The sequence below is a fragment of the Curtobacterium sp. B8 genome (assembly GCF_000333315.1).
Classification (GTDB): Bacteria; Actinomycetota; Actinomycetes; order Actinomycetales; family Microbacteriaceae; genus Curtobacterium; species Curtobacterium luteum.
The window spans coordinates 1-1,114 of the sequence record NZ_BACW01000370.1; the positions used below are offsets into that span (position 1 = coordinate 1).

Genomic DNA, 1,114 nt, shown 5'->3' on the forward strand with positions numbered 1-1,114 from the left:
GTGGTTGGCGGGCGAGCTCGCCGGACAGCCGGCGGCCGAGCGCATCCAGCTGCAGATCGAGTACGACCCGCAGCCACCGTTCGACGCCGGGTCGGCGGAACGGGCGGACGCCCGCCTCGTCACCGAGGCACGGGCCGCCGCCGAGGACACCCGCGGCGACCGGGTCGCCCGGGCCGCAGCGGCGGTGATCCGCTGACGCGGGACTCCCGCTAGCGGTTGCCCTTCGAGCCGCGCTTCGGCTTGCCCTTCATGCCGCGCTGCGTCTTGCCGCGCCCGGCCTTGCCACCGCCGGTCTTCCCGCTGGTGCCCTTCGTGGCGCCGCGCTTGGCCGTGGTGCGGCTGTTCGCCGCCGTCGCCTTGCCACCGCGCGAGCCGGAACCGGATGTGGAGCCGGAGCCGGCTGTCGACGGACGCGAGCCGGTCCCGTCGGCGCGATCCGTGCCCCTCCCACCCGGCACGGCCGTCCCGTCGCTGGCGCGACGGTCCGGAACCGGCGGGCGGGGCCCAGGCTGCTCCTGACCACCCCGGGAACTGTTCGCGGTCCGCCCGCGGACGACGCCGATGAACTCCTCCGTGGTCTCCGAGGCGTCGACGGTCCGCCATGCGAGCAGGATGCGGGTTCCGGGAGCGCCCGCGAGCGTCCGGGCGACGAGGTCCTTCCGGCTCGCGGCGCGGAACAGCGACTGGGGGAGGACGGCGACCCCGACGTTCGCCTCGACCAGGTCGAGCGTCGCGTCCACGTCCGCCGGGACGGGACCCGCGTCGACCACGTGCACGTCCGTCGTCGCGAGGTCGACCTCGGTGTGCTCGGCGAGCGGTGAGTCCTTCGGCATGGCGACCACGGCGGTCTCGGTCCACAGCGGGATCGCGTCGTGGACGTCGGACACGGGCTCGCGGGCGAACACCATGTCCGCCTCGCCGGCGAGGGCGTCGTCCACCTCGTGTGCGCCGATCGGCCGCAGACGCAGCTCGACGTCGGGGAACCGCTCGCGCCAGACGCGGGCCCACTTCGCCGGGGAGACCCCGGGCACGAAGGCGATGGTGAGGGCCTCGGTCATGCAACCGAGCATAGGGGCCGTACCCTGGTGTGCATGGCGCAGGACAGACCAAAGCC

Annotated in this window: 1 protein-coding gene and 1 pseudogene; one reads left to right on the top strand and one right to left on the bottom strand. The window is 74.6% G+C overall.

Translation table 11 applies throughout. The features are described 5' to 3' along the window. Positions 1 to 196: pseudogene (locus tag I59_RS09595) on the top strand (DJ-1/PfpI family protein); the annotation flags it as partial. A 13-nt stretch (positions 197 to 209) separates the two neighbouring features. On the opposite strand, the gene I59_RS20865 reads toward I59_RS09595, so the two are convergent. Beyond that, on the bottom strand, positions 210 to 1,058 hold the full coding sequence (locus I59_RS20865; RefSeq protein ID WP_022903684.1) for a LysR family transcriptional regulator substrate-binding protein: 849 nt from the start codon (positions 1,056 to 1,058) through the stop codon (positions 210 to 212). Positions 1,059 to 1,114: the final 56 nt, after the last annotated feature.